Here is a 26,295-nt window from a genome sequence, read left to right as displayed (position 1 = left end):
CGGAGGGAGAGGTGCCGAAGGAGGTGATCATGCCCGCCCTGGGCTTAGCCCAGGAGACGGGGAAGGTTCTGAAGTGGCTGCGAGGGGAGGGGCAGGAGGTCCGTCAGGGTGAGCCCCTCCTGGAGGTGGAGACCGACAAGGCCAACGTGGAGATCGAGGCCCCGGCCAGCGGCGTGTTGGGCCGGATCCTTGTGCCGGAGGGTGGAGAGGTACCGGTAGGACAGGTGATCGGCTGGATCCTCCTGCCCGGTGAGTCGCCCGGTGTGCTTCCGGGCCCGAGGCCTGAAGAGACGGCGGCTGTAATGGTGCCTTCCGCCCCTCCCCCCCGCCTCGCAGCCCCGCCGGAGCGCAGGGTCCGGGCCTCCCCGAAGGCCCGCAGGATCGCCCAGGAGCTCGGGGTGGATCTCCGGACCCTGAAAGGATCAGGCCCGGGGGGAGCGGTACTGGCCGCGGACGTGGAGCAGGCCGCGGCTCGGGCGGAGCCCGCGGAGCTCCCACACGTGTGGAAGCTCATGGCGGAGCGCACCGCGCGGGCGTGGGCTACCGTCCCGCACTTCTTCCTGGAGCGGGACGTGCGGGCGGATCGCCTGCTGGCATGGCGGGAGGCTCTGCGGACGCGGGTGCAGGAGGATCTTACGTACACGGATCTGCTGGTGAAGCTGGTGGCCGCGGCCCTGCGGCTCCATCCGGAGCTCAACGCCCGATGGGAGGAGGGGCGGATCCGTCGCCTTGCGGAGGTGAACATCGGCCTCGCGGTGGCCACGGAGCAAGGGCTCGTAGTGCCCGTGATCCAGGGAGCGGACGGACTTCCCGTGGAGGAGATCGCGCGTCGCCGGGCGGAGCTGGTGGAGCGGGCGAGGTCCGGGAAGCTGCGCCTAGAAGATGTGGAGGGAGGCACCTTCACCCTCAGCAACCTCGGCATGTACGGGGTGGATCGGTTCTTCGCCATCGTCAACGCTCCCCAGGCGGCCATTCTGAGCGTGGGGCGCATCGCGGAGCGGGTGACGGGAGAGGAAGGGAAAGCCGTGGTGCGCCCTCGTCTCACCTTGGGGCTGTCGTGCGACCACCGGGTGGTAGACGGTGCCCGGGCCGCCCGGTTTCTGGAGACGCTGGCGGGGTTTGTGGAGGAGCCGCTGGCGCTGCTGCGGTAGCAAGGCGCGTGGACCTCGGGATTCGGGGAAAGGTCGCCATCGTCACCGGGGGGAGCCGGGGCCTGGGGCGGAGCGCGGCCGTTTCCCTGGCCCGGGAGGGAGTCCGGGTGGCCATCTGCGCGCGAAACCCGGAAGGTCTTCACCGGGCTGTGGAGGAGCTCTGTGCCCTCGGCGTGGAGGCCCTGGGCATCGTGGCGGATGTGACGCGCCCGGAGGGGCCGGAAAAGGTCTACCGGGAGACGGCGGAGCGCTTCGGGCAGGTGGACATCCTGGTGAACAACGTGGGCGGACGGCGCGGGGGGCAGTCCTTGGAGGACACCACGGAGCAGGACTTCCTGGACGCCCTCATGCTCAACCTGTTCAGCGCCATCCGGCTCACCCGACTTGTCCTCCCGGAGATGCGCAGGCGGCGGTGGGGGCGTATCATCAACATCGCCTCCATCTGGGGGCGGGAGTACGGAGGAACCATCGCGTACATGACCGCGAAGGCTGCCCTCATCGCGTTCACGAAGAGCCTGGCCCGGCAGGTGGCCAAGGACAACGTGCTGGTGAACTCCGTAGCTCCAGGCTCCATTCTGTTCCCGGGTGGGGGATGGGACCGGTTCGTCCGGAGCAATCCGCCGGAGGTGGTGGAGGCGTTCATCGAGCGCAACCTGCCCATGGGCCGGTTCGGCTGGCCGGAGCCCGTGGGGGATCTCGTGGCGTTCCTTGCCTCGGAGCGGGCATCCCTCATCACAGGCGCCTGCATCAACATCGACGGAGGCCAGAGCTACTCCCTGATCTAGAGGGTCCGGAGGCTATCGGGAGGGGAGGTGTGTGGATGGGCACTGTGACGGTTCCACGGTGGGATCTGTGGATCGATGGACGGTGGCGGGAGGGGGAGCGGTACGTGCCGGTGCTGCATAAGTACCGGCAGGAGGTCCTGGCGGAGGTGGCGGAGGCGGACGAAGCGCTCGTGGACGAGGCGGTGCGGGCCGCCCGGCGGGCCGTGGAGGAACGGCCGCTACCGCCGTACCGTCGGTTCGAGATCCTGCGGCGGGCCGCGGATCTGTTGAGCGAGCGGAAGGAGGAGTTCGCCCGCACCATCGCCCGGGAGGCCGGCAAACCGCTCAAGTACGCCCACATCGAGGTCGACCGGGCCATCCAGACCATCTCCCTGAGCGGGGAGGAGGCCAAGCGCATCCACGGGGAACAGGTCCCCGTGGACGCGGCCCCCGGATCCGAGGGGCGGATCGCGTTCACCATCCGGGTGCCGGTAGGTGTGGTGTGCGCCATCGCACCCTTCAACTTCCCCCTCAACCTGGTGGCCCACAAGGTGGCTCCGGCTCTGGCGGCAGGCAACGCGGTGGTGCTCAAGCCCGCCACCTATACGCCCCTCACGAGCCTGCTGCTGGCGCAGCTGCTGGAGGACGCTGGACTCCCTCCCGGATACCTCAACGTGGTGGTGGGAAGTGGGCGCACGGTAGGAGAGGCCCTGCTGCGGCATCCGGGTATCGCCCTCTATACCTTCACCGGCAGTCCGGAGGTGGGGGAGCGCATCAAAACGGCCACAGGACTCCGGCGCGTGATCTTGGAGCTTGGAAACAACTCTCCCAATATCGTGGCCCAGGATGCCGACCTGGATCGGGCAGCACCGCTGTTGGCCCGGTTCGCGTACCTGTACGCGGGCCAGTTCTGCATCTCCGTCCAGCGCATCTACGTGGAGGAGCCCGTCTACGAGGCATTTTTGGAGAAGTTCGTGGCCGCCGCACAGGCGATGAAGCTCGGGGATCCCGAGGATCCGGAGACCGACATCGGCCCCATGATCTCCGAGGAGGATGCCAAGCGGGTGGAGGCCTGGGTGGAGGAGGCCCTGGAGGGAGGCGCCAAACGGGTACTGGGCGGCCCGCGCCAGGGGGTGCTGTACCCTGCCACGGTGCTGGTGGACGTGCGGCCGGAGATGCGGGTGGTCTGCCAGGAGGTCTTCGGTCCCGTAGCTTCCGTGGTGGCGTGCAGGACCTTCGAGGAAGCTTTGCAGCACGCTAACGACACCGTCTACGGCCTGCAGGCGGGGGTGTTCACCAACGACCTCCGCAAGGCCGTGCTCGCGGCGAAGACCTTGCGGATGGGCGGAGTGATCGTCAACGACACCTCCGGCTACCGGGTGGACCTCATGCCCTACGGCGGCGTCCAGCGCAGCGGGATCGGACGGGAAGGACCCAGGTACGCCATCGAGGAGATGACGGACCTGCGCCTCGTGGTGCTGAATCCCTAGACCACGGGACGCATCCGGAGTCCTGGTGGAGGTGTCGCGTGGAAACGCGGTGGATCGGAAAACCCCTCCGGCGTCGGGAGGATCTGAGGTTCCTCCGCGGCGAGGCCCGTTACCTCGACGACCTGATCCTCCCGGGGATGCTCCACATGGTGGTGGTTCGGAGTCCCCTCGCGCATGGGGTGCTCCGGGCGGTGCGGGTGGATCGGGCCCGGGGGATGCCGGGGGTGGTGGCGGTGGTCACCGCGGAGGATCTCCCCCCGGGCCTACAGGGAGTTCCCCCGGCTCCGGTGGAGGGCGCTGAGGTAGCCATGGCCCCGCATCCGCTGCTCGCCCGGGGCCGGGTTCACTACGTGGGGGAACCCGTGGCCGTGGTGGTGGCACAGAGCCGGGCCGCGGCGCAGGATGCCGCCGCGGAGGTCGATCTGGAGGTGGAACCGCTGCCCGCGGTGGTGGACCTGCAGGAGGCCCTGAGGGGAGAAGTGCGGCTCCATGAGACCTTGCCGGACAACGTGCTGTTCCGGTGGCGCCGTGCCGGGGGAGATCTGGAAGCGGCCTTCCGACGGGCAGCTCGGGTGGTGCATGCCCGCTTTCGGATTCCCCGCCTAGCCGCAGTTCCCCTGGAGCCCCGGGGGGCGCTTGCCGTGTACGATCCGGGGACCGATCTCCTCACTCTGTGGTGCTCTGCCCAGGGACCGCACCAGCCCCGCACGCAGCTGAGCCGGATCCTGCGGCATCCGGAGGACCGCATCCGGGTGGTGGTACCGGATGTGGGAGGTGCCTTCGGGAGCAAGGGAAGCCTGCCGTCGGAAGCAGCCCTCGCCGGTTGGCTCGCCATGCGGTTGCGGCGCCCCGTGAAGTGGGTGGAGAACCGGCGTGAGAACCTTCTAGCTTCCTACCAGGGGCGTGGGCTCGAGGCGGAGGTGGAGATGGCGGTGGAGGAAACAGGGCGCATCCTCGGGGTGCGGGCCACCCTGTGGGCGGATGTGGGCGCCTACCTTTTGCCTTCCACCGTCATTCCTCCCGTCACCGCCGCCATGCTGCTCACGGGCGCCTATGCCATCCCCGCGGCGGAGGTCACGGTGCTGGGGGTGGCCACGAACAAGGTGCCCACAGGACCCTACCGGGGTGCCGGGCGCCCTGAGGCCGCGTATCTCGTGGAGCGCATGGTGGATCTCGTAGCCCGGGAGCTGGGCCTGGATCCTGTGGAGCTGCGGCTGCGCAACTGCATTCCCCCGGATGCCTTCCCGTACCGCACGCCACTCGGGTTTACCTACGACTCGGGAGACTACCCCCATGCCCTGGCGCGGCTGCAGGCCCTGATGGACGCGGACGGATGGCGGGCCCGGCGGGAGCGGGCCCGGGCGGAGGGCCGGCTCGTGGGGATCGGGGTTGCCCTGTACGTGGAACGGGTGGGGGCCCGGGAGTGGGAGAGCGCTTCGGTCTGCGTGCTCCCGTCCGGCCGGGTGGTGGTGCGCACGGGCTCCACCACCCACGGCCAGGGGCACGAGACCACCTTCGCGCAGATCGCCGCGGAGCTGCTGCACCTGGATGTCGAGGACATCGCGGTAGAGTACGGGGACTCCGCGACCGTGCTCCCGGGGGTAGGGACCTTCGGGAGCCGGTCCACCACCATCGGCGGTTCCGCCCTGGTGGTGGCCCTGCGGAAGATCCGGGAGAAGGCCACCCGGATCGCCGCGCACCTCCTGGAAGCCGCGGAGGCGGATATCGAGTGGCAGGAGGGGCAGCTGCGGGTCCGGGGTGCGCCGGGTCGGGCGGTGTCCTGGCGGGAGCTCGCGGCCGCTGCCTACCAGCCCGGTCGCCTCCCGCCGGGAATGGAGTTGGGTCTGGATGCATCCGGGTATTTCGCCCTCCCGGGGTTGGTTTTCCCCTACGGGGCATACGGGGCCCTGGTGGAGGTGGACCGGGAGACGGGCGAGGTGAGGCTGCTGAAACTGCTGGCGGTGGACGATGCGGGACGGATCATTAACCCGCTGCTGGCAGAAGGGCAGGTGCGGGGCGGAATCGCGCAGGGGATCGGACAGGCCCTGCGGGAGGAGGTGGTGTACGGAGAGGACGGGCAACCCTTGACGGCGAGTCTCGCGGAGTACGCGGTGCCGCGGGCGGAGGACATCCCGGAGGTGGAGACGGAGCTGCTGGAGACCCCAAGCCCCTTGAACCCCCTGGGAGCAAAGGGCATCGGGGAGGCAGGGACCATCGGGATGCCCGCCGCGGTGGCGAATGCGGTGATGGATGCCCTGGGCCCCTTGGGAGTGCGGCACCTGGACTTCCCCTTCCGGCCGGAGCGGGTGTGGCGGGCCATGCGGGAGCGGGTACACAGAGGGCAGCCATAAAGGGACGGGAGGGAGGCGGTGGGAAGGGCACCGCACCCGTGGGAGAGGAGGGAGCACGATGGAGATCCGGCGGGTGGGGCATATCGGTCTGTATACCCGAGATCTGGACGCGGGGATCCGCTGGTATCGGGAGATCCTGGGGTTGGAGCTCACGGGGCGGACGGAGGGAGCTGCGTATCTCAGCTGCGACGCCACGCACCACGGGCTGATCCTGTACGAGGGAGACCCCCCTGAGGCGCATCACTTCGGGTTCGAGGTCCCGGCGAGCGGGCGTTGGAGCAGGCGGATCGGGAGCTTCGGAGTGCAGGCGTCGTGACCCGTGAGGTAACGGTTCTGGGCCAGCAGCGGACCTTAGAGTTCCAGGACCCGGAGGGGTACCGGGTCCACCTCTACTGTGGCATGCAAAGACGGTACGACGGGGTGCGGTTCCCCGTGTGGGCGCCCCGGAAGTTCGGGCACATTACCCGCGAAGGTGGACGGATACCCACCGACAGGTGGCGTTCTACGAGAAGGTCCTGGGCTTCCGGGTCCCCGACTGGATGGCCTCTGTCATGGTGTGGATGCGCTGCAGCCCGGACCACCACGGCGTGGCGTGGATCCAGGCGGAGCGGGCGAGCCTGCACCACCTGGCCTGGGAAGTCCAGGACTGGAGCGCGCTGCGGGCCCTGGCGGACCACATGCTGAACCACGACATCCGACTCCTGTACGGGCCCGGCCGACACGGCTCTGGGTTCAACCTGTTCCTGTACGTGCGCAACCTCGATGGGATCATCAACGAGCTCTTCACGGACATGCTCCAGATCTGGGACGAGGATGCGTACACGCCGCGCGTCTGGGAGGATTGTCCCGAGACCATCAACCAATGGGGGCCGGCCCCGCCGCCGGAGTTCCTGGAGTAGTCCGGTTTGGGCCAGGGGAGGGCCGGGCACGTAGCAGGATCGGTTCGAAACCCCATCCCATGAGTTGAGGAGGTTTGTATGCGGCTTGTGACCTTCGATAGTCCCCTAGGGCCGCGTCTAGGCATCGTGGAGGGAACGGAGGTGGTGGACGCGAACGCCGCCTACGCGGCGTACCTGCGCGCCCGGGGAATTGTGGACGCGGTGGAGCGGGCGGGGTGGGAGGTCCCCCCGCGGGCCAGGGATTTCCTCGCCCGGTGGCCGGAGGTCCTGGAGCGGGTCCGTCCCGCGGTGGAGTATGCCCTGGCCCACCGGGATCCCTGGACCGTGCTTCCTCTCGCACAGGTGCGGCTGCTTCCTCCTGTCCCGGATCCGGGCAAGGTGATCTGCCTGGGCCTCAACTACCGGGACCACGCGGAGGAGGCCCGACAGCCTCTTCCGAAGGTCCCGGTGCTGTTCTGCAAGTTCCCCACCACCTTGATCGGGCACGAGGAGCCCATCCGGATCACCCGGCTGAGCGACCAGGTGGACTACGAGGCGGAGCTGGTGGTGGTGCTGGGGAGACCGGGTCGGTACCTCTCCGAGGAGGAGGCCATGCAGTACGTGGCCGGCTACAGTCTGCTCAACGACGTCAGCGTGCGGGACTACCAGCGGGCGGTAAGCCAGTGGACCGCGGGCAAGAACTTCTACCGCTCTACCCCCTTCGGACCGTGGGTCGTCACCGCGGACGAGATCCCGGATCCACACGATCTGGAGCTGGAGCTCCGGTTGAACGGGGAGGTGATGCAGCGGGCCCGGACCTCGGAGATGATCTTCTCCATCCCCCAGATCGTCTCCTTCGTCTCCCAGACCTGCGGGATCGAGCCCGGGGACGTCATCGCCACGGGGACACCCGCGGGCGTGGGGTTCGTGCGCAACCCGCCCGTGTTCCTGCGTCCGGGAGATCGGGTGGTGGTGCGGGCCTCAGGACTCGGGGAACTGGCGAATCCCGTGGTTCGGGAAGGGTGAGGTCGCCTGAGGAGGGAACGATGTACGGAATCCCCGTCTTCCCAGACCATCCCCTGCGTGGCAAGGTCCGGATGCCCTACGCGCCCGCGGTGGTAATCCCCCCGGGATCGGCCTTGGTGGTGATCTCAGGGTGCCACGCCTCCCCCGTCTACCACCACCACCCCCACATCCCCGAGGAGCACGTGCTTCCGCCTTCCATGCGGGAGCAGGCCCGGCGGGCCTTCGAGAACGTCCAGCTCTCCCTCGCGGCCCTGGGGCTGGGCTGGCGGCACGTGGTCAGGATCACCCGGTACCTCACGGACATCCGGGAGCAGGACGAGCTCAACGAGGTGCAGCGGGAGTTCCTCGGAGACCACACCGTGGCCACCACCACGGTCCAGGTCTCCTCCCTCGTGATCCCGGAGGCCCGGGTGGAGATCGAGGCCCTGGCCGCAGGGCCCCCGGAGCTGGTGGAACGGGCCGGGGCCCTTTCTTCTCCCTCCGGCTGAGGGGTGGAATCCATGTGCTGGGGCTTGGATTGCTGCGCTCCGATCCTCCGGTTCCGTGCGACTCCGGCGCCCGTGCAGTTTGCGCCTGAGCTGCTAGAGCGCGTGCGGGAGGAGGCCACGGAGGGGATGATCGATTTCCACGTCCATACCTTTCCGGACACCTTCGATCGCACCGTGGACGCGGTGGAGGCGGCCCAGACCGCCCGCGCACTCGGCATGCGAGCCGTGGTGCTCAAGGGCGGGGCCTTTGAGACGGTGACCCGGGCGGCGCAGGCCCAGGCGGAGGTGGGCGGAGGGATCCGGGTGTTCGGAGGCGTGGTGCTCAACTGGCCCATGGGAGGCCTGAACCCCGCGGCCGTGGAGGCCATGGTGGCCTTCCGGGGAGGAGGCGCGGAAGGTGTGGGGAAGGTGGTGTGGATGCCCAGCATCCACGCCCGCAACCACCACGAGCGGTTCGGAATCCCCCAGCCGGGCGTGGAGGTCTTCGACGGAACCCGGCTGCTTCCCGCGGCTCGGGAGATCCTCCGGTTGTGTGCGGAGTACGATCTCGTACTCCAGACCGGGCACCTCTCCGCGCAGGAGGCCCTGGCCCTGATCCGGGAGGCGCGGGCCGCGGGGGTGGAGCGGATCGTGTGCACCCACGCGGACTACGACCCCATCCGCATGACCATTGAGGAACAGCGGGAAGCGGCCCGGCTTGGCGCCTACATCGAGCACGCGTACTGCGGGGTCTTCCTGGGGCCGGATTCCCCCGTGGAGCGCTTCCGCACCTGGCAGGGGGCCTCCGTGGAGCAAATGGCTGCGGCCATCAAGGCCGTGGGAGCCGAGCGGTGCATCCTCTCCAGCGATCTCGGCGCCTCCCCGCTCCCGCGGCCGGCAGAGGGGTACCTGGCCTTTGTGCAGCAGCTCCGGGCCCTGGGGATCACGGACCGTGCGCTGGATCGGATGGGGCGCCGGAACCCGGCGGAGCTGTTGGGTCTGTGAACGGAATCAGGAGGCTTTCCATGAGGACAGGGCGCGGGTTCTCTGAGCCCTTATCCCGGCGGGAATTCCTGAAGTTCGGGATTCTTGCGAGCTTTGCGTCCACCAGGTCGTGGGACGTGGCTCAGAGGTCATGGTCCTCGGGCCGCTCCTCCGGGCCGTTGGTCCCTCCTCCCCAGGACCTCCTCCTGTTCAACGGGAGGATCTACACCATGGATCCCCGCAATCCACGGGCCTCCGTGGTGCTAATCCGGAACGGCCGTATCGCGTACGTGGGCAATGCCCTCCCCGCCCAGGGCCTGGGAGCTCGTCAGATCGACCTCCAAGGGAGAGCTGTCATCCCCGGAATCATAGACAACCACAACCACATCGCCCTCATGGCAAACCGTCCCGGGTATCACACCCCGCTGGAGAACTGCGCCTCCATTCGGGAGGTCCAGGAGACCCTCGCGACCCGGGCCGCCTCGGTTCCGCCCGGGGCGTTTCTCACCACCATCGGGGGGTTCCACTTCAACCAGTTCGCGGAGCGCCGCCTACCCACGCGACGGGAGCTGGACGAGGCGGTGCCGCGGCACCCCACCTACCTCTCCATCGGGTTCAGCGGCCCCTCGGTGGTGAACTCTCTCGGCCGGCGCTTCTTCGCGGAGCGGGGGATTCCCGTGGGCGAGGACGGGAGCATTGCCCCGGGGGAGGCCTCGAACCGGGCCCTGCTCACCCTGCGCCGGGAGCTGCTGACCGCCGAGGAGCGCAGACGGGGAGCCCTGGATGCCCTCCGGTACGGCCTCAGCCTCGGCGTGACCACCCACCTGGACCAGGGAGCCTTTCAGGCCACGAACACCCCTCAGGATGGGGCCGCGCACGAGGACAACTACACCATGCATCGGCCCTTTTTCCAGCTGCACGCGGAGGGTCGGTTGCCAGCCCGGATCCGAATCAACTTCCTCCACACCGACCTCTCCCCGGAGGTTCCCACCCTCCGGGAGCGGCTGCGCAACAGCTTCCCCTTCTTCGGAGACGAGTGGATCCGCACCGTGGGAATCGGGGAGTTCACCGCGGGGGATCCCTTCGAGCTGTTTGCCCATGCGGAGCCCGGTGCAGCCTGGCGGGTGGGGACCCGCCTGGTGGCCGCGGCAGGCTGGCGGAACGAGAACCACTCGCTCACCCGGACGGACTACCAGGCCATCATCCGGGGCTGGGAGGAGGTAGACCGGGAGATCCCCCTTGGAGGGCTGCGCTGGACCCTCGCGCACGTCCCCTTCATCACCCGGGAGTGGGTGGAACGGCTGAAGGCCCTGGGCGGCGGCCTCTCCCTCACCGGGTGGCGATATCTCGCGGGCACTCGGGAAGCGAACGGACCCCCCTTCCGCATGATCGTGGAAAGCGGAATTCCCGCGGGGCTGAGCTCGGACGGCATGCAGATCGCGCCCATGAATCCCTGGCTGCACATGTACTATGCCACCACCGGCGTCAACGCCCGGGGGGAGCCTATCAACGAGGAGCAGCGGATCTCCCGACAGGAGGCCCTGCGCCTGTATACCCGCGCCAACGGCTGGTTCCTGCGGGAGGAGGAACACCTGGGGAGCCTCGAGGTGGGGAAGTGGGCGGACCTCGTGGTGCTGAACCGGGATCCGTTTCAGGTTCCGGACGAGGGGCTTAAGCGCATCCGGAGCGTGCTCACCATAGTGGGCGGGAGGATCGTGCACGACGAGGGCCTGCTCCGGGCTCCCGCCCCGGAACGGTAGCCCCACGTACGCCCCGCCCGGCCCCAAGTGGGGGGCGAAACCCGAACTTTATCTGGGAATTCGCCTTTACCTATAGAGAATTCGTGGCTATGATGGGGCCGGATCTCGGAGGATATCCACAAATCCCGAACGGTTGAGGGATGTAGAGGGTGCGGGTCCTCCTTGTGGGCTCCGGGGCGCGTGAACACGCGCTCGCTTGGGCCCTTCGCCGAAGCCGGCTTGTCCGCGAGGTTCTGTGTGCGCCGGGGAATCCCGGCATGGCGCGCTTGGGTCTGTGTTTCCCCGTGCGGGCCACGGACCTCCCGGGCCTCGTACGCCTGGTGGAGGAGCGAAGGCCGGACCTCGTGGTGGTGGGTCCTGAGGAGCCTCTCGCCCTGGGCCTCGCGGACGTCCTCAGGGCCCGAGGCTTTGCGGTCTTCGGTCCTACCCAGGGGGCGGCCCGCATCGAGTCGTCGAAGATCTTTGCCAAAGATCTCCTCGGACGCTACGGGATCCCGCAGCCCGCCTACCGGGTCTTCGAGGACCCGGAGGAGGCGGTGCGGTGGGTCCGGTTGCAGAGCGGACCCTGCGTGGTGAAGGCAGACGGCCTCGCGGCCGGCAAGGGGTCCATCGTGTGTCGGGATTCCCGGGAGGCGGAGGCGGCGATCCAGGCCCTCATGGTGGAGGGTCGGTTAGGGGAGGCTGGGAGGCGGGTGGTGATCGAGGAGTACCTCGAGGGTGAAGAGGCTTCCGCGCTGGCGTTCGTGAGCGGTGAGTGCGTGGTCCCCCTCCCCCTTGCTCAGGACCACAAGCGACTGCTGGATGGAGACCAGGGTCCCAACACGGGTGGGATGGGGGCGGTGGCTCCGCTCCGGCTCCCTACGGACCTCGAGGAGCGGGTGGTGCGGGAGATTCTGGAGCCCACGGCCCGGGCCCTGTGCGCGGAGGGGACGCCCTTCTGCGGGGTGCTCTACGCGGGTCTCATGCTCACCCAGCAGGGCCCGAAGGTCCTGGAGTTCAACGCCCGGTTCGGGGATCCGGAGGCCCAGGCTCTGCTCCCGCTTCTCGCCACGGACCTAGCAGAGGTTTTTCTCGCCGCGTGTGCGGGAAGGCTCGAAGAGGTGCCGGTGAGGTGGACGGAGGGATCGAGCTGCTGCGTGGTGCTCGCGAGCGAGGGGTACCCCGAGCAGCCTGTTCGAGGCCGAAGGATCTCTGGCCTTGCGCGGCTGGAAGGACGGCCGGGAGTTCTGGTGTTCCACGCGGGCACGGAGGAGCGTGACGGGGCCCTGTATACCGCGGGCGGGCGCGTGCTCAGCATTGTGGGACTCGGCGACACGCTATCAGCCGCCTGCGAGGCCGCGTACCGGGCCGTGGAGGAGGTGCACTTCGAGGGAATGCATTTCCGCCGGGACATTGGCCGCCGGGCCCGAACCCATACCGGAGCATGAGGGGCGAGGCCATGCCCGTGACCGCGGTGGTGGGACTGCACTGGGGGGACGAGGGCAAGGGCAAGGTGATCGATCTCCTGGCCCAGCGGGCGCAGCTGGTGATCCGGTTCAACGGCGGCGCGAACGCGGGGCACACCATCGTGAACGAGTGGGGGACCTTCCGGTTGCACCTCATTCCCTCCGGGATCTTCAACCCCGGGTGCCGCAACCTCATCGGCCCCGGCTGCGTGGTGAACCCGGAGGTGCTGCTCCGGGAGATGGAGGACCTACGGGGGCGAAACCTCCTGCGCGGGGAACTGCTCCTCTCCGATCGGGCCCATCTCACCCTCCCCTTCCACGTGCAGATGGACGTGGCGGAGGACGAGGCCCGGGCCCACGGGACCACCCGCCAGGGCATCTGGCCCACGTACGCGGACAAGGTCGCCCGCATCGGGCTGCGGGCCGGGGATCTCCTGTACCCGGAGTTCTGCGAGCGGCAGCTCGGCGTCCTCCTGGCGCGGCGGAACGCCCTGCTGCAGGCCCTCTACGGGCAGGCCCCGGTGGACGCCGAAGTCCTGCGTGGGCGGCTGCGAGGGTGGGCGGAACGCCTCCGGCCCCACATCGTGGATGGATTCGAAGTCGTGCAGGAGGCCCTGGAGCAGGATGCATCCATTCTCCTGGAGGGGCACCTGGGCGCCATGCGGGACCTGGACTGGGGGGAATATCCCTATGTGACCTCCTCCACCACCCTAGCGGGAGGGGCGTGCGCGGGGGCGGGGATCCCGCCGCACCGCATCACCCGCGTCGTGGGCGTGGTGAAGGCATACACCACCGCGGTGGGATCCGGCCCTCTGCCCACGGAGGAGCAGGGAGAGGTGGGGGATCGGCTGCGGGAGCTGGGAGGGGAGTATGGGGCCACCACGGGCCGCCCCCGGCGGTGCGGGTGGTTCGACGGCGTGGCTGCCCGGTTCGCGGCTCGGCTGAATGGCTGCACGGAGCTGGGCCTCATGAAGCTCGATGTGCTCGATGCCTTCGACCGCGTCCGGATCTGTGTGGCCTACGAGCTCGACGGCAAGCTCCTGGAGACAGTCCCGCCTACCCCCGTGCTGGAGCGGGTGCGGCCCGTATACGAAGAGCTTGCAGGGTGGCGCACCTCCACCTCCGGGATCGCCCGCTTCTCGGACCTCCCTCCCCAGGCCCGGGCCTTCGTGCGTCGCATCCAGGAGGTGTGCGGAGTGCCGGTCACCCTGATCGGCACCGGGGCCCGGCGGGAGCACACCATCTACACCCCGGAAGGTGTCCTGTGATCCCCCGGTACACCACTCCGGAGATGGCGGATCTGTGGAGCGAGCGCACCAAGCTCGCCACCTGGCTCGAGGTGGAGCTGCTGGCCGCGGAGGCCCAGGCCGCGCAGGGGCTCATCCCCCAGGAGGTGGCGGCCCGCCTGCGGGCCCGGGCCCGGACGCCTGACCCCGAACGGGTGCGGGAAGTGGAGCGGCGCACCCGCCACGACGTGGTGGCCTTCGTGGAAGTGGTCAGCCAGGATCTCGGGGATGACGCCCGCTACCTGCACCGGGGACTGGGATCCAGCGATGTGGTGGATACCGCCGCCGCGGTGTTGCTCGTGCGGGCCACGGACCTGCTCCTGCAGGAACTGGATCGGGTCCTGGAGGGGTTGACGTCCCTCGCGGACCGGTACCGCACCGCCCTGATGTCGGGGCGCACCCATGGGATGGTGGCGGAACCCATTACCTTTGGGCTCAAGGTGGCTAGCTGGCTCGCGGAGATGCGGCGCAACCGCGGGCGCCTGGAGCGGGCCCGGGAGGCGGTGCGGGTGGGGAAGCTGTCGGGGGAGGTGGGCAACTACGCGCACCTGGGGCCGTGGGTGGAGGCGTACGTGTGCGAGCGGTTGAACCTGATGCCGGAGACGGTCGCCACCCAGATCGTTTCGCGGGACCGGCACGCGGAGCTCCTGTGTGCCATCGCCATCACCGCGGGAACCCTCGAGCGGATCGCCACGGAGATCCGCAACCTCCAGCGCACGGAGATCCACGAGGTGGAGGAGCCCTTTGAGGCGGGCCAGACGGGAAGTAGCGCCATGCCCCACAAGCGCAACCCCATCCTGTGCGAGCGGATCACGGGGCTCGCACGGATGCTGCGGGCCATGAGCTTGGTGGCCCTGGAGAACGAGGCCCTGTGGGGGGAACGGGACATCAGCCATTCCAGCAACGAGCGCATCACCCTGCCCGGTGCTACCACCCTCCTCCACTACGCCCTGCGGCAGCTGCGCTACATCCTCGAGAACCTCCGGGTGTATCCGGAGAACATGCGCCGCAACCTGGACCGCACGGGCGGCCTCGTGTATTCCCACCGGGTTCTGCTCCACTTGGTGGAGCGGGGCATGCCCCGGGAGGAGGCGTACCGGGCCCTGCAACGGGCCGCCTTCCGGGTCGAGGAGGATGCGCACCGGACGCCGGATGCCTTCCTGCGGGCACTGTTGGAGGATCCGGTCATCCGGTCACACGCGGATGAGGCGGCCCTGCGGTCATGCTTCGACCCCGCGCCGTACCTCGCGCACGTGGACGAGATCCTGCGCCGGGTAGGGATTCCACCCAAGGAGGAGGGAGCGCCTTGAACGCCGCTGCCCTGCGGATCCCCCTGCTCTTTCGGGGTAAGGTGCGGGATGTCTACGACCTGGGGGGACGCCTGCTCGTGGTGGCCACGGACCGTCTGAGCGCCTTCGACTGCGTGCTCCCCACCCCCGTCCCGGATCGGGGCAAGGTGCTCACGCAGCTTTCGGCCTTCTGGTTTTCCCGCACCACCTCCCTCATCCCCAACCACCTCATCACCACGGACCTCGAGGCCATCGCAGAGGCCCTGGGCGAGCCCGTGGAGGCCCTTGCGGCGCTGCGGGATCGCACCATGCTCGTGTGGCGGGCGGAGCGCCTCCCCTTTGAATGCGTGGTGCGGGGGTATCTGGCGGGAAGCGGGTGGCGGGACTACGTCCGCACGGGCGCGGTATGCGGGATCCAGCTTCCGCGGGGGTTGCGGGAGGGGGAGCGGCTTCCGGAGCCTATTTTCACTCCCGCCACCAAGAACGAGACCGGGCACGACGAGAACGTATCCTTTGAGGTCTTGGCGGAAGCGGTGGGAGAAGGGCTAGCCGCGCGCCTGCGGGAGGTGAGCCTTTCGCTCTATCGGTTCCTGCACGACGCCGCATACGAGCGGGGATTGATCCTGGCGGATAGCAAGTTCGAGTTCGGGCTGCGGGACGGCCGGCTCCTGCTCATCGACGAGCTCGGAACCCCGGACTCCTCCCGGTACTGGGACCGGGAAGCATATGAGGCGCGGGGGGAGAGGACCTCCTTCGACAAGCAGTTCGTGCGGGACTACCTGGAGGAGATCGGATGGGACAAGCGACCGCCTGCCCCGCCGCTCCCCCCGGAGGTGGTGGAGGCTACCCGGGCTCGGTATCTGGAGGCCTACCGCCGCATCACGGGGCAGGTCCTGCCATGGGAGGCACGATGAGACGGGTGCGGGTGGTGATCTTCCTAAAGCCCGGGGTGCTGGACGCCCAGGGCCAGGCGGTGGCCGTGGGATTGCGGGCCCTGGGGTATGAGGTGAAGGAGGTCCGGGTGGGCCGCGCCGTGGAACTGACCCTTCCGGACGGCGCGGAGGTGGAGGAGCTGTGCGCCCGGTTTCTAGCAAACCCCCTCATCGAGGAGTGGCGGGTGGAGGAGATCTGAGGTGCGGTTCGGGGTGGTGACCTTTCCGGGATCCAACTGCGACGCGGACTGCCGGTGGGTCCTGCGGGAGGTGGTGGGGGTCGAGACGGAGTTCGTCTGGCATGAGGAGACGGATCTGGGAGGCCTGGACGCCGTGGTGCTGCCCGGCGGGTTCTCCTATGGGGACTACCTCCGGGCGGGGGCCATCGCCGCCACGAGTCCCGTGATGCGGGCCGTGCGGGAATTCGCCGCCCGGGGCGGGCTCGTGCTCGGGATCTGCAACGGGTTCCAGGTCCTCCTGGAAGCAGGGCTCCTGCCCGGGGCCATGCTCCCCAACCTCGGGGCCCGGTTCCGGTGCGAGTGGGTAAGGCTCCGAGTGGAGCGCACGGATACCCCCTTCACCTCCCGGTACCGGCCGGGTCAGGTGGTGCGTATGCCCATCGCGCACCGGGAGGGGCGCTACTACGTGGATCCCTCCACCCTCGGGCGGCTGGAGGCAGCGGGGTGCGTGGTATTCCGGTACGAGGGGGAGAACCCCAACGGCTCCCTGCACGGGATCGCGGGAATCCGGAATGAGCCCGGGAACGTGCTGGGCCTCATGCCGCACCCTGAACGGTGCGCGGAGGGGATTCTGGGCGGGGAGGACGGCCGGCTGCTCTTTGAGAGCATGGTGGACTGGATCCGGGCGACCCGTAAGGAGGCGGTACGGTGGAGGTCGTGACAGGGCCCCAGCTGCGCCTGTTCTCCGATGAGGTGGCGGAGATCCGGCGGCGGTTGGGCCGGGAGCCGAACCCCGTAGAGTGGCGGGTGTTCGAGGCCATGTGGTCCGAGCACTGCTCCTACAAACACTCCCGCCCATACCTCCGGGTCCTTCCCGTGGAAGGGCCCGGTGTGCTGCGGGGACCCGGGGGAAACGCGGGGGTGGTGGAGATCGCGCCTGGGATAGCGGTGGCCATGAAGATCGAGAGCCATAACCATCCCAGTGCCGTGGATCCCTTTCACGGAGCCGCCACGGGTGTGGGCGGCATTCTCCGGGATGTGCTGAGCATGGGTGCCAGGCCCGTAGCCCTGCTCGATTCCCTGCGGTTTGGGGAGGACCCCAGGTCCCGGCGGCTCCTGGAAGGGGTGGTGGCCGGGATCGCCCACTACGGGAACGCGGTGGGGGTTCCGGTGGTGGGCGGGGAGGTGCACACAGAACCGTGCTACGCGCACCACCCCCTGGTGAACGTGTGCTGCGTGGGAATTCTGAGGTCTGAAGAGGTGCAGGGAGCCGCCGCCTGGGGGCCCGGGAACGTGGTCCTGTACGCGGGAGCCCGCACGGGCCGGGACGGGATCGGGGGCGCTGCCTTTGCCTCCGAGGAGCTGGACGCGGAAAGCGAGGTTCAGGACCGGAGCGCGGTACAGATCGGGGATCCGTTTGCCGGGAAGCTTCTCATCGAGGCCACCTTGGAGGCTTACCGGACCGGGGCCGTGGTGGCGGTGCAGGACATGGGGGCCGCGGGGCTTGCGTGCGCGGCCGCGGAGATGAGCGCCCGGGGCGGGGTAGGCATGCGGATCGATCTGGCTCGGGTGCCCCGGCGGGAGGCGGGGATGCGGCCGGAGGAGGTGCTCCTCAGCGAGTCCCAGGAGCGCATGCTGCTCGTGGTGGAGCGGGGCCGGGAGGAGGAGGTGGCCGCCATTTACCGGCGGTGGGGGCTGGTGGCCCAGCCCATCGGGGTGGTGACGGAGGAGAGGGTGCTGCGGGTTTACGAGGGGGATCGCTTGGTGGTGGAGCTCCCACCGGAACTCGTAACCGGTGCTCCCGAGCGCCGGGTCCCTGAGCGACCCTACCCGCCTCCGTCGCTCCGCCTGGAGACGCTCCCGGAACCGGACCCTCCGGCGGAGGTGCTCCTTCGGCTCTTGCGGGCGCCGGGGATCCGCGGCAAGCGCTGGATCTACACCCAGTACGACCACATGGTGCAGCTGAACACCGTGGTGGGGCCGGGCTCGGACGCCGCGGTGCTGCGCATCAAGGAGGCCCCCCCGATGGGGATCGCCCTGAGCGTGGATGGCCCGGGCCGCATCGCCCACCTGGATCCGTGGTGCGGGGGGGCCTGGGCCGTATGCGAGGCCTCCCTGAACGTGGCCTGTAGCGGTGCGCGGCCCGTGGCCCTCACGGACGGCCTCAACCTGGCAAGCCCCGAGCGGCCGGAGGTGGCCTGGAGCCTGCGGAGGGTGATCGAAGGGATCGCGGATGCGTGCCGGGCGTTCGGGCTTCCTGTGATCGGGGGCAATGTGAGTCTCTACAACGAGTCCACCGACCGCGTCTACCCCACGCCCATCGTGGCGGTTCTCGGGGTGCTGCGGGACGTGGCCCGGGCAGTCCCCAGTGGCTTCCGGCATCCCGGAGATCTGGTGGTGCTGACAGGGGCCCCCGCGGCATCCCTCGCGGGAAGCACCTACCTGAAGGAAATGCACGGCCTTGTGGCAGGCTCCCCCTTGCCTCCGGACCTCCCTCTGCACACGCGCCTGATCCACCTCCTCGTGCGGGCGGCGGAGGAGGGCTTGGTGCGCTCCGCCCACGATCTGAGCGACGGAGGCCTCGCGGTGGCCTTGGCGGAGGCCTGCATCCTGGGCGGGATAGGGGCAACCTGCGAGCTCTCCCTGGACCGAAACCGGGTGGACGAGCTCCTCTTCGGGGAAGGACCGTCCCGGGTGGTGGTGACAGTCCCCGTGGACCGGTACGAGTCCTTCTGCACGCTGTGCTGGGAGCACCAGGTGCCCGTGCGGCTGCTGGGGGAGGTGGGAGGGGATGCCCTACGGATCCGACTTCCCCAGGGGGGAGTCGAGATCCGCGTGACGGACCTGAGGGAGGCGTGGGAGGGATGACGGACCGGTGGCGGGAAGAATGCGGGGTGTTCGGCGTTGCGCTGCGCCGCGGCGCGGCAGCTCCCTTTGTGTACACGGGTCTGTTGGCCCTCCAGCATCGGGGACAGGAGAGCGCGGGCATCGCCACCCACGACGGCGCGGCCCTCCGCGTGCAGAAGGGGATGGGGCTCGTCTCGGAGGTCTTCCGGGGGGACCCTACAGGGCTGGAAGGTTCCGTGGGAATCGGGCATGTCCGCTACTCCACCATGGGCTCCGCGATCCTGGACAACGCCCAACCCGTGGTGGTGCCCTCCCCGTGGGGCCCCGTGGCCGTGGCCCACAACGGCAACCTCACGAATGCTCCCCAGCTGCGGGCGGAGCTGGAGGCACGTGGGGCGGTCTTCCGGACCACCAGCGACACCGAGGTGATCGCCCTCTCCATCGCCACCGCCCCCGTGGCCTCCGTGGAGGAGGCCATCCGCACGGCCATGGTGCGCCTGGAGGGGGCATTCACCGTGACCGCGCTGGCGGGCGGAGTCCTCTTCGCGTTCCGGGACCAATACGGGATCCGGCCCCTGGTGCTGGGACAGCTGGAAGAGGGATGGGTGGTGGCCTCGGAGACCTGCGCGCTGGATTCCGTGGGGGCCACCTACGTGCGGGACGTGCATCCCGGGGAGCTGGTGGCTTTTGAAGGGGACGAGGCGCGTGCGGAGCAGGTGCTTCCAGGTGTGCGGCCTGCCAGCTGCGTGTTCGAATTCATTTACTTCGCCCGGCCCGACACCGTGCTGCGGGGGCGCACCGTGCACGAGGTGCGGCGCCGCATGGGCCGCGTCCTGGCCCGGGAACATCCCGCGGAGGCGGACGTGGTAATCCCCGTGCCGGACTCCGGCACCTCCGCGGCCCTGGGATATGCGGAGCAGAGCGGGCTGCCCTTGGAGCTGGGGCTGGTGAAGAACCGGTACGTGGGCCGGACCTTCATCGAGCCGGATCCCGCCCGCAGAGCCTTCGGAGTCCGCACCAAGCTCAGCGCCATCCGGGCCGTGGTCGCGGGCCGGCGGGTGGTGCTGGTGGACGACAGCATCGTGCGGGGGACCACGAGCGCCCGGCTCGTGCACGCCCTGCGCGAGGCGGGCGCCCGTGAGGTACACCTTCGCATCTCCTCTCCACCCATCCGCTGGCCGTGCTTCTACGGCGTAGACACCAGCAGCCGCGGGCAACTGGTGGCCGCCCGGTTGGACGTGGAGGGCATCCGGCGGGAGATCGGTGCGGACAGCCTCGGGTACCTGAGCCAGGAGGGGCTCGTGGCCGCCATCGGCCTGCCAGGCCACACCCTGTGCATGGCGTGCCTGGACGGCCGCTACCCCACACCCGCGCCCACGGAGTCCGAAGCTGGAAAGTACGCCCTGGAGCGGCGATGAAGCCCGTCACGTACCGCGATACCGGCGTCCATACGGAGGCGAAGGAGGCCCTTCTCCAACGCCTGTGGGAGCGGATCCGATCCACCTTCACCCCCCCAGTACTGGATCGGGTGGGCTTGTTCGCCGGGTTCGTGCGCCTTCCGGCGGGGGAGGATCTGATTCTGGTGGCTACCGTGGACGGGGTGGGCACCAAGACGGAGGTGGCGAACCTGATGGGCGACCACCGGGTGGTCGGCCACGACGTGGTGGCGCACAACCTCAACGACCTCGCCTGTCACGGCGCCCGGCCGCTCCTCTTCCTCGATTACTTCGCCTCTGGCCGTTGGATGCCGGAGGTGTTGGAGGCGGTACTGACCGGGATCGTGGAAGCGTGCGCGGCCTACGGGGTGGCGCTCCTGGGCGGAGAGACCGCCCAGATGCCGGATGTGTACCGGGAGGGGGCTTATGAAGTGGTGGGGTGTGGGGTAGGCGTGGTGGCGCGGACCGGGATGGTGGATGGCTCCGGCATCCGACCGGGGGACGTCCTGGTGGGGCTGGCGAGCACGGGCCTGCACACCAACGGCTATTCCCTGGCCCGACGGGTCCTGTTGCGCCGTCCGCGGGATATCCACCGGTACGAGCCCGAGCTGGGGTGCACCCGTGGGGAGGCCCTCCTCCGCCCCCACCGGTGCTATGCGCCGAGCGTGCTCCCCCTGCTCGAGGCCTTCTCCGACCGGGTGACGGGTATGGCGCACATCACAGGTGGAGGGATCGTGGGGAACCTCGTCCGCATCCTCCCCGAGGGGTGTACGGCCCGCGTCCGGGTTTGCTGGCCCGTCCCTCCTATCTTCCAGCTCATCGCCCGGGAAGGGTCGGTGGAGCAGGAGGAGATGTTCCGGGTCTTCAACATGGGGATCGGCATGGTGGCGTGCGTGCGGCCGGACGCGGCGGAGGAGGTCTCAGCCTTCCTGAAAGCACGCGGGGAGGAGGTCTGGGTGATCGGCGAGGTGGTCGCGGGAGAACGACAGGTGGAGATCCTACCGCTCCCGGAGAGGTGAACCATGTCAGGGCGGGTACGGCTTGCGGTCCTGGTTTCCGGGAGCGGCACGAACCTCCAGGCCATCCTCGACGCCTGCGCGAGGCCCGACTACCCCGCGGAGGTGACGGTGGTGGTCTCGGACCGGCCGGAAGCCTTCGCCCTAGAGCGGGCACGGCGGGCGGGAGTGCCGGCCCACGTGGTGGACTGGTCCGCGTTCCGTAACCGCGAGGCGTTTTGCCGGCAGTTGGAGGCGGTGCTGGCGCCGTACCGGGTGGACCTGGTGTGCCTGGCGGGGTTTCTGCGCATCCTGGATGCACGCTTTGTGGCCGCCTACCGGGGCCGCATCCTGAACATCCACCCCTCCCTGCTCCCCGCCTTCGGTGGAAAGGGCATGTACGGGGAGCGGGTGCATCGGGCGGTGCTCGCAAGCAATGCCAGGGTGTCGGGCTGTACCGTGCACTTCGTCACGGAGGCGGTGGATGCTGGCCCCATCGTCCTGCAGGCGGAGGTCCCCGTGCTCCCTGGGGATACCCCAGAGACCCTGGCGGCCCGGGTGGCGCAGCAGGAGCACCGGATTTACCCGGAGGCCATTCGCCGCGTGGTCCTGGGAGAGGTGCGGTTTGAGGATCTGGCGGCATGGAGGGACTAGGTGCGGCGGGCCCTGTTAAGCGTGACGGACAAGACGGGGATCGTGGACTTCGCGCAGGGGCTGCGGGAGCTGGGGTTTGAACTCATCAGCACGGGAGGGACCGCGCGGGCACTCCGGGATGCGGGGATCCCCGTGACCTCCGTAGCGGAGGTGACCGGGTTTCCGGAGATCCTGGGCGGGCGCGTGAAGACCCTGCACCCGGCCGTCCACGCCGCGGTGCTGGCCCGGAGGGCGGATGCAGAAGAGCTGGCGAGGCTGGGGATCACGCCCATGGAACTGGTGGCCGTGAACCTGTACCGGTTTGAGGAGGCCGCGGGGGCAGGCCGTCCGTGGGAGGAGCTGGTGGAGGAGATCGATGTCGGCGGGGTGGCGTTGATCCGGGCCGCGGCGAAGAACTGCGACCGGGTGGCGGTGCTCACGGACCCCAGGCACTACGGGCCCGTGTTGGAAGAGCTGCGGCGAGCGGGGGAGGTTCTGCCTGAGACGCGGCGGCGGCTCGCGGTAGAGGCCTTCCGGTACGTGGCGGACTACGACGCCCTCATCGCCCGTGTCCTGGCGGAGCGCAGCGGGCTGCGGGGGTTCCCGGAGCGGCTCGTGTGGGGGTGGCGGAGAGGACAGGAGGTGCGGTACGGCGAGAACCCGCACCAGGCCGCGGTCTTCTACCGGGATCCCCTTGCGCCTCCGGGGAGCCTGGCGCGGGCCGAGCAGCTGGCGGGAAAGCCCCTCTCCTACAACAATCTCCTGGACACGGACGCCGCTTGGCGGCTGGTGTGGGAGTTTTCGGAGCCCGCGGCGGTGGTGGTGAAGCACGCCAACCCCTGCGGCTGTGCCCTCGGCCGGACCGCGGAAGAAGCCGTACGGGGAGCCCTACGGGGGGATCCGGTCAGCCGCTTCGGGGGGATCGTGGCCCTCAACCGTCCCGTGGACGCGGCGACCGCGCGGCTGCTGCAGGAGGTCTTCCTGGAGGTGGTGGCGGCTCCGGAGTTCGACCCCCAGGCCCTGGAGATCCTTCGGGGAAAGCCCGGCATGCGGATTCTACGGCTCGATAGACCCTCGGAAGACACAGGGTGGGAGATCCGCGGCGTCCTGGGTGGGGTGCTGGTGCAGGAGCCGGACCACTTGGTCTGGCGGGAAGAGGACCTGCGGGTGGTGACCTCCCGGACTCCTACCCCAGAGGAGTGGGAGGACCTGCGGTTCGCGTGGGTGGTGTGCAAGCACACCAAGAGCAACGCCATCGTCCTGGCCCGAGGCCGGGAGGTGGTGGGGGTAGGAGCGGGACAGATGAGCCGGGTGGATGCCGTGCGGGCGGCGGTGAGGAAGGCGGGGGAGCGGGCCCGAGGCGCGGTGCTGGCCTCGGACGCCTTCTTCCCCTTCTCCGACGGGGTAGAGGAGGCCGCCCGCGCGGGGGTAGTGGCCATCGTCCAGCCGGGAGGATCCGTGCGGGATGCAGAGGTGATCGCGGCCGCGGAACGGGCAGGGTGCAGCATGGTGTTCACGGGGATCCGCCACTTCCGCCACTAGTGATAAGATGCGGTCGGGGTTTCTGTTGTGGGGGGGACCGAAGATGACGCACGTGCTGCCGTTTCAGGGGCAGGTGAACTACGAGCTGGAGATCGCGGGGACCCGGCGGCGCCTCCCCCTCATCCAGGTGGCGCCGGATACCTGGATCGCGTATTACTACAGCCTTGGGGACACGGAGGTGATCGACCGAGCGGCCCGGGTGCTCGCACCGCAGATGGAGAGCTGCGAGGTGCTCGTGACCACGGAGACGAAGGGCATCCCGCTCGCCCATGCCATCGCCACCTACCTCGGCCTGCGGCCCTACGTGGTATGCCGAAAGGAGATCCGGCCTTTCATGCTGTCGCCGCTGGTGGTCCGCTACAGGCCCATCACCGCGAAGACCGAGCAGGAGCTCTATCTGGACGGCCGGGACGCCCTGAAGCTGGCGGGCCGGCGGGTGGGGATCGTGGACGACATCGTGAGCACCGGGGAGACGCTGCGGGCCATGGAGGAGCTGGTGGAGCGAGCAGGGGGAGCGGTGGTGAAGCGGGCCGCGCTGCTGCTGGAGGGCTACTCCCGGGACGACATCTTCCATATGGGCATCCTCCCCGTCTTCAAACTGCAGGGGGAGGGATCGGAACTCCGGTAGGCCACCAGGGCTCCCAGGAAGGTGGCGAGGAGGTTCACCCCGTCGTTGTCGAGGCCGCATAACCCCGAGATCCGCTGCCCCCACGCCCCACAGCTGCAGCGACGTCCTTCCCCGATCCTGCCACACCGCGGACAGCGATAACGGGCCTGCAGGGTGGCGCCGAGGAAGCTGTCCAGGAGCATCCCCAGGACGCCCGCGCGGGTCGTGATGCCGAGGGGCGCCACTCCCGTTGCCCAGGCCGCGAGCCCGCACACCACCGCTCCCGCGGCTCCTGCCACGGTTCCCAACGGGGTCACGCCGCCGGAACTTCCGGGCGGGACTCGAGCGCCCGTGGTGAGGTGACGAGGAGTGCCGCCGTACCGCGCTCCGAGCTCCGTGGCCCACGTGTCCGCGCACGCGGCGGCCACGGCCCCCGCAAAGGCTCGGGAGGCCCTGGGCCATCGGCGGGACAACCACGCGGTAAGCGCGGCCACAGCCCCGTTGGCAAGCACCTGGCGCCCCGTGCGCCCCTTCCGGTCCTGGCGGGAGCCCGGAAGGCGGGTCAGGAAGGTGGCGGAGGCGAAAAAGGTCAGGAGGATCGCCGACCACCGTAGGCCGCCCGCCTGGAAGACCGCGGTCCCGATGCCCGTAGCGACCAAGGGTCCTGTTCCGCGCAGGGCCCTGATCCCGCGGGCCAGGGCGGCCACGGCACCGGAGAGGAGGAGCCCGGTACGCCAGGACCCGCTTGGGTTCCAGGGAATCTTGACAGGTTGGGCCACGTAGGTATGATAAGGAGTGGCTGCCGGGGCTGCCGCGGGGTAGCCTGGGCAGAGTACCTTGACACCTCCCCTCCTGGTCCTTACTGCCATCTCCCCTTCGTGGAGAGGAGCTGGTTGACAGGGTGAGGGGAAGGTGGTAAGGTTACAGATTGCCGGCTTCCCACAGGGGCCGGTGGGAACCTTGAAAACCGAATAGTGGCAGGAACGACGCGGCCACCGAGAAAGGAATCCCCCGGGTTGGAAGTCCGACCCGAGGTGAGTCAGGGATTGAACTTTCCCGACGGAGAGTTTGATCCTGGCTCAGGGCGAACGCTGGCGGCGTGCCTAAAACATGCAAGTCGAGCGGGGGTTGGCCGCGGGGCAACCCGCGGTTTCAGCTCTAGCGGCGAACGGGTGAGTAACACGTGGGTAACCTGCCCCGAAGACGGGGATAACCCCGGGAAACCGGGGCTAATACCCGATACCCTTCCCGAGGGGCATCCCTGGGGAAGGAAACGGTTGGGCGCAAGCCCTTCTGCTTCGGGATGGGCCCGCGGCCTATCAGCTAGTTGGTGGGGTAACGGCCCACCAAGGCGATGACGGGTAGCTGGCCTGAGAGGGTGGCCAGCCACACTGGCACTGAGACACGGGCCAGACTCCTACGGGAGGCAGCAGTTGGGAATCTTGGGCAATGGGCGCAAGCCTGACCCAGCGACGCCGCGTGGGGGATGAAGGCCTTCGGGTTGTAAACCCCTGTCAGGAGGGACGAAGCCCGCTCCTCGAGGGCGGGTGACGGTACCTCCAGAGGAAGCCCCGGCTAACTACGTGCCAGCAGCCGCGGTAAGACGTAGGGGGCGAGCGTTGCCCGGATTTACTGGGCGTAAAGCGGGTGTAGGCGGCCGGGTAAGTCCCGTGTGAAAGCCCACGGCTCAACCGTGGGACGTCGCGGGAAACTGCCCGGCTTGAGGGCAGCAGAGGGTGGTGGAATTCCCGGTGTAGCGGTGAAATGCGTAGAGATCGGGAGGAACGCCAGTGGCGAAGGCGGCCACCTGGGCTGTCCCTGACGCTCAGACCCGAAAGCTGGGGGAGCGAACGGGATTAGATACCCCGGTAGTCCCAGCCCTAAACGATGCTCACTAGGTGTCGGGGGGTTATTCCCTCGGTGCCGAAGCGAACGCATTAAGTGAGCCGCCTGGGGAGTACGGCCGCAAGGCTAAAACTCAAAGGAATTGACGGGGACCCGCACAAGCGGTGGAGCATGTGGTTTAATTCGATGCAAAGCGAAGAACCTTACCAGGCCTTGACATGCCGGAAGTACCGAACCGAAAGGGGAGGGACCCGTAAAGTCGGGAGCCGGCACAGGTGGTGCATGGCTGTCGTCAGCTCGTGCCGTGAGGTGTTGGGTTAAGTCCCGCAACGAGCGCAACCCTCGCCTCTAGTTGCCATCGGTTCGGCCGGGCACTCTAGAGGGACTG

23 protein-coding genes and 1 rRNA gene are annotated in these 26,295 nt (G+C 69.0%); 23 read left to right on the top strand and 1 reads right to left on the bottom strand.

Annotated elements, in window-relative coordinates:
- Window positions 1–11: 11 nt before the first annotated feature.
- The 22 genes from N0A24_00120 (at window position 12) to N0A24_00015 (ending at window position 24,083) form a co-directional block, all read left to right on the top strand.
- Window positions 12–1,151 (top strand): 2-oxo acid dehydrogenase subunit E2, encoded by a 1,140-nt coding sequence (locus N0A24_00120; protein MCS7171822.1) that lies wholly within the window; start codon window positions 12–14, stop codon window positions 1,149–1,151.
- A gap of 8 nt (window positions 1,152–1,159) precedes the next feature.
- Window positions 1,160–1,936: an SDR family oxidoreductase gene (locus N0A24_00115; GenBank protein ID MCS7171821.1), complete on the top strand. Its 777-nt coding sequence runs from the start codon at window positions 1,160–1,162 to the stop codon at window positions 1,934–1,936.
- 35 nt (window positions 1,937–1,971) lie between these two features.
- The gene (locus tag N0A24_00110; protein ID MCS7171820.1) at window positions 1,972–3,405 is read left to right on the top strand and encodes an aldehyde dehydrogenase family protein; all 1,434 of its coding nucleotides are present in this window, start codon (window positions 1,972–1,974) and stop codon (window positions 3,403–3,405) included.
- 38 nt (window positions 3,406–3,443) lie between these two features.
- A complete protein-coding gene (locus N0A24_00105) occupies window positions 3,444–5,756 on the top strand; it encodes a xanthine dehydrogenase family protein molybdopterin-binding subunit (protein ID MCS7171819.1) in 2,313 nt (770 codons plus the stop codon).
- Between the two features lie 58 nt (window positions 5,757–5,814).
- A complete protein-coding gene (locus N0A24_00100; protein MCS7171818.1) occupies window positions 5,815–6,072 on the top strand; it encodes a VOC family protein in 258 nt (85 codons plus the stop codon).
- A gap of 118 nt (window positions 6,073–6,190) precedes the next feature.
- The gene (locus N0A24_00095; GenBank protein MCS7171817.1) at window positions 6,191–6,655 is read left to right on the top strand and encodes a VOC family protein; all 465 of its coding nucleotides are present in this window, start codon (window positions 6,191–6,193) and stop codon (window positions 6,653–6,655) included.
- 78 nt (window positions 6,656–6,733) lie between these two features.
- A complete protein-coding gene (locus N0A24_00090; GenBank protein ID MCS7171816.1) occupies window positions 6,734–7,660 on the top strand; it encodes a fumarylacetoacetate hydrolase family protein in 927 nt (308 codons plus the stop codon).
- Window positions 7,661–7,680: 20 nt separating this feature from the next.
- Complete coding sequence (locus tag N0A24_00085) at window positions 7,681–8,148, top strand: Rid family hydrolase (GenBank protein ID MCS7171815.1); 468 nt, start codon at window positions 7,681–7,683, stop codon at window positions 8,146–8,148.
- 72 nt (window positions 8,149–8,220) lie between these two features.
- Complete coding sequence (locus N0A24_00080) at window positions 8,221–9,132, top strand: amidohydrolase (protein MCS7171814.1); 912 nt, start codon at window positions 8,221–8,223, stop codon at window positions 9,130–9,132.
- 209 nt (window positions 9,133–9,341) lie between these two features.
- The gene (locus N0A24_00075) at window positions 9,342–10,871 is read left to right on the top strand and encodes an amidohydrolase family protein (GenBank protein ID MCS7171813.1); all 1,530 of its coding nucleotides are present in this window, start codon (window positions 9,342–9,344) and stop codon (window positions 10,869–10,871) included.
- Between the two features lie 149 nt (window positions 10,872–11,020).
- On the top strand, window positions 11,021–12,298 hold the full coding sequence (gene purD / locus N0A24_00070) for a phosphoribosylamine--glycine ligase (GenBank protein MCS7171812.1): 1,278 nt from the start codon (window positions 11,021–11,023) through the stop codon (window positions 12,296–12,298).
- Between the two features lie 11 nt (window positions 12,299–12,309).
- Entirely contained in the window at window positions 12,310–13,584 is a 1,275-nt protein-coding gene (locus N0A24_00065; GenBank protein MCS7171811.1) for an adenylosuccinate synthase, read from the top strand.
- Window positions 13,581–14,912 carry an adenylosuccinate lyase gene (gene purB / locus N0A24_00060; GenBank protein MCS7171810.1) on the top strand — a complete coding sequence of 444 codons (1,332 nt, stop codon included), beginning with the start codon at window positions 13,581–13,583 and terminating at the stop codon, window positions 14,910–14,912. Before N0A24_00065 ends, purB begins: the two co-directional genes overlap by 4 nt.
- Entirely contained in the window at window positions 14,909–15,805 is an 897-nt protein-coding gene (locus N0A24_00055) for a phosphoribosylaminoimidazolesuccinocarboxamide synthase (GenBank protein ID MCS7171809.1), read from the top strand. Before purB ends, N0A24_00055 begins: the two co-directional genes overlap by 4 nt.
- On the top strand, window positions 15,802–16,023 hold the full coding sequence (gene purS, locus N0A24_00050; GenBank protein ID MCS7171808.1) for a phosphoribosylformylglycinamidine synthase subunit PurS: 222 nt from the start codon (window positions 15,802–15,804) through the stop codon (window positions 16,021–16,023). Before N0A24_00055 ends, purS begins: the two co-directional genes overlap by 4 nt.
- Window position 16,024: 1 nt before the next feature.
- Entirely contained in the window at window positions 16,025–16,723 is a 699-nt protein-coding gene (gene purQ / locus N0A24_00045) for a phosphoribosylformylglycinamidine synthase subunit PurQ (protein ID MCS7171807.1), read from the top strand.
- Window positions 16,711–18,870, top strand: coding sequence for a phosphoribosylformylglycinamidine synthase subunit PurL (gene purL / locus N0A24_00040; protein MCS7171806.1), 2,160 nt, complete (start codon window positions 16,711–16,713; stop codon window positions 18,868–18,870). The genes purQ and purL overlap by 13 nt, the downstream gene beginning before the upstream one ends.
- On the top strand, window positions 18,867–20,267 hold the full coding sequence (gene purF, locus N0A24_00035; protein ID MCS7171805.1) for an amidophosphoribosyltransferase: 1,401 nt from the start codon (window positions 18,867–18,869) through the stop codon (window positions 20,265–20,267). Before purL ends, purF begins: the two co-directional genes overlap by 4 nt.
- Window positions 20,264–21,304, top strand: coding sequence for a phosphoribosylformylglycinamidine cyclo-ligase (purM, locus tag N0A24_00030; GenBank protein MCS7171804.1), 1,041 nt, complete (start codon window positions 20,264–20,266; stop codon window positions 21,302–21,304). The genes purF and purM overlap by 4 nt, the downstream gene beginning before the upstream one ends.
- 3 nt (window positions 21,305–21,307) lie before the next feature.
- Window positions 21,308–21,934: a phosphoribosylglycinamide formyltransferase gene (gene purN, locus N0A24_00025; GenBank protein ID MCS7171803.1), complete on the top strand. Its 627-nt coding sequence runs from the start codon at window positions 21,308–21,310 to the stop codon at window positions 21,932–21,934.
- On the top strand, window positions 21,935–23,455 hold the full coding sequence (gene purH / locus N0A24_00020) for a bifunctional phosphoribosylaminoimidazolecarboxamide formyltransferase/IMP cyclohydrolase (protein MCS7171802.1): 1,521 nt from the start codon (window positions 21,935–21,937) through the stop codon (window positions 23,453–23,455).
- Between the two features lie 43 nt (window positions 23,456–23,498).
- Window positions 23,499–24,083: a phosphoribosyltransferase family protein gene (locus N0A24_00015; protein ID MCS7171801.1), complete on the top strand. Its 585-nt coding sequence runs from the start codon at window positions 23,499–23,501 to the stop codon at window positions 24,081–24,083.
- Here N0A24_00015 and N0A24_00010 read toward each other — a convergent pair.
- Window positions 24,005–24,769, bottom strand: a complete 765-nt coding sequence (locus N0A24_00010) for a DUF92 domain-containing protein (GenBank protein MCS7171800.1) — start codon at window positions 24,767–24,769, stop codon at window positions 24,005–24,007. The genes N0A24_00015 and N0A24_00010 overlap by 79 nt on opposite strands.
- A 349-nt stretch (window positions 24,770–25,118) precedes the next feature.
- Between N0A24_00010 and N0A24_00005 the strand changes: the two genes are divergently transcribed.
- A 16S ribosomal RNA gene (locus N0A24_00005) occupies window positions 25,119–26,295 on the top strand; the annotation flags it as partial.

This window comes from Armatimonadota bacterium, from assembly GCA_025059775.1.
In the GTDB taxonomy this organism is placed as follows: Bacteria; Sysuimicrobiota; Sysuimicrobiia; order Sysuimicrobiales; family Sysuimicrobiaceae; genus Sysuimicrobium.
Note: the sequence above shows the minus strand (reverse complement) of the source record. Positions and strands in the feature narration are given on the sequence as shown.